Source organism: Actinomycetota bacterium (assembly GCA_035697485.1).
Lineage (GTDB): Bacteria > Actinomycetota > UBA4738 > UBA4738 > HRBIN12 > JAOUEA01.
In genome coordinates, this window is record DASSCU010000046.1 from 1 (window position 1) to 2,224 (window position 2,224).

Consider the following 2,224-nt stretch of genomic DNA (forward strand, 5'->3'; position numbering starts at 1 on the left):
TGGCTCTCGACCTCGGCCTGGACCGCGAGGACGTCGTCGGCGCCCTCGACGCGTACGGCGAAGCCGTCGAACGCACGATGGATCTCGCCGACGTGAACGGGCACGTGTTCGTGAACAACGTGTCGCTGGGGCTGTATGCGGCCATCGTCCGCTCCCCCGAGTACCGCGACGCCAAGGTGGACACCACCCTCGCCACCCTGCCCCAGGTCCTGGGTCCGGAGACGGAGCCGTTCGATCTTCGCTTCCCAGGACGCGACGGCACCGAGCAGCGAGGCGCGCACGTGATCCAGATCTCGAACAACCCGTACGGCAGCACCGCGCGAGGCATGGGCAGCCGCCCCCGGCTCGACACCCACACGCTGGGCGTCGTCGCCGTGGTGCTCACCGCCGCGGCTGGTGCCCGGGCCTTCCTCACCGCGCTCGCGACGGGACACCCGGAGCGCTTCGAGGGACTGTCGACTTGGGCGACCCCCACCTTCGAGGTGACGTCGGACTCGCCGATCGAGATCGGCCTGGACGGCGAGACGCAGGTGATGGATCCGCCGCTGCGGTTCTCGATCCGACCGGAGCCCGTCCGCGTCCGGCTGCCGAGGCACGCGATCGGCTACTCCCCCGCCGCACGTTCGATCGGCTGGCGAGCCGAGGCACGCGAGCTGTGGGCGGTCGCCCTCGGGCGCTCTTCCCGGCTCGGGACGTGATCGTGGCGATGCGGAGCCCCGGATGAGCGACGAGGCGACCACGACCGAGGCGACCACCTTCGATCGGCGGCTCGCCATCTTGCTCGCGATGGCGATGTTCGTGCTCGTGTTCGACACGTCGCTGATGAACGTGTCGATCTCGGCCGTGGTCGAGGACCTGGACACGACCGTCAGCAGCATCCAAGCGGCCATCGCGCTCGAAGCGCTGGTGTCGGCCGCGTTCATCCTGATCGGCAGCAAGGTCGGCGACCTCATCGGCCGCAAGCGCGCATACGTCATCGGTCTGTGCGGGTACGCGGCGGGTGCCGTGGCGATGACGCTCGCCCAGAGCGTCGTCGCGATCGTCGTCTTCTGGGCCGTGGTCGGCGGGCTCGGGGCATCGCTGCTGATGCCCGCGATGCAGTCGCTGATCCACGGCAACTTCCAGGGTGAGGCGCAGAAGAAGGTCTACGCGCTGGTCGGCGCGTCGGCGGCCGTCGCGGCGGCGATCGGACCGCTGCTCGGCGGCTTCATCACGACGTTCCTCTCGTGGCGAGTCGGTTTCCTGCTGGAGCTCTTGATCATCGCCGTCGTCCTGTCCGGGATCGGGCGCGTCAAGGACGTGCCGTTCACGGGGTCGAGGCAGGTCGACCCGATCGGGTCGATCCTCTCGGTCCTCGGCATGGGCGGCATCGTCCTCGGCATCCTGGCGTGGCAGGAAGGCGGAGACGCCGTCGCCGAGCTCCTGGTCGTCGGGGCGGTGGGCCTGGGGTCGCTCGCGTACTGGCTCCTGCGTCGCAAGCGCGAGGAGAAGCCGACCCTGCTCGACCCCGACCTGTTCCGGTCGGCGATGTTCCGGTTCGGGATCTCGGGACAGATGCTCCAGAACATCGCCCTGGGCGGAGCGATGATCGCGCTGCCGATCTTCCTGCAGATGGTGCTCGAGTACGACGCCCTGCAGACGGGCCTGTCCCTCGCGCCGCTCTCGCTCACGATGTTCGGTGTGGCCGTGCTCGCCGGGAAGAAGGCAGGATCGCGCCGCCCGAGCAGGATCATCCGCTCAGGCTTCGCCCTCCTGTCGCTCGGCATGGCCCTGCTGATCTGGGTCGTCCCCAGCGCCGACTCGGGCTGGTACCTCTCCGTCCCGCTGCTGATCGCGGGAGCCGGGCTCGGGCTGCTCGTGTCACAGCTCAACAACTACACGCTGTCGCCGATCTCCGAGGAACGGGTCAGCGAGGCCGCGGGCGTCAACTCCGCGAGCGGCTCGTTCGGGCTCTCGTTCGGACTGGCGTTCGCCGGCGCGATCATGCTGGCGACGCTGTCGATCACGTTCACCGATATGGCGGAGAGCAGCGCCGTGCTGTCGCCCGCCGAGCAACAGCAGGTGGCGACCGGGCTCGAGGACGATGCGGAGCTGATGAGCAACACGGCGCTCGACGAGCTGTTGGTGGGTCAGCCCCACGACGTCCAGGACGAGATCATCCGCATCAACACGCAGGCTCGACCGTTCGCGCTCCAGGTGGCGCTGCTCGTGCCGCTCCTCGCCG

The 2,224-nt window shown here is 69.2% G+C and carries 2 protein-coding genes; both read left to right on the forward strand.

Going from position 1 to position 2,224, the window contains the following annotated elements; genetic code table 11:
• Positions 1-698: diacylglycerol kinase (locus tag VFI59_12030; protein HET6714423.1), on the forward strand; the 698-nt coding region annotated here is incomplete at its 5' end.
• A 22-nt stretch (positions 699-720) separates the two neighbouring features.
• A partial coding sequence (locus VFI59_12035; GenBank protein HET6714424.1) for an MFS transporter occupies positions 721-2,224 on the forward strand: 1,504 nt, incomplete at its 3' end.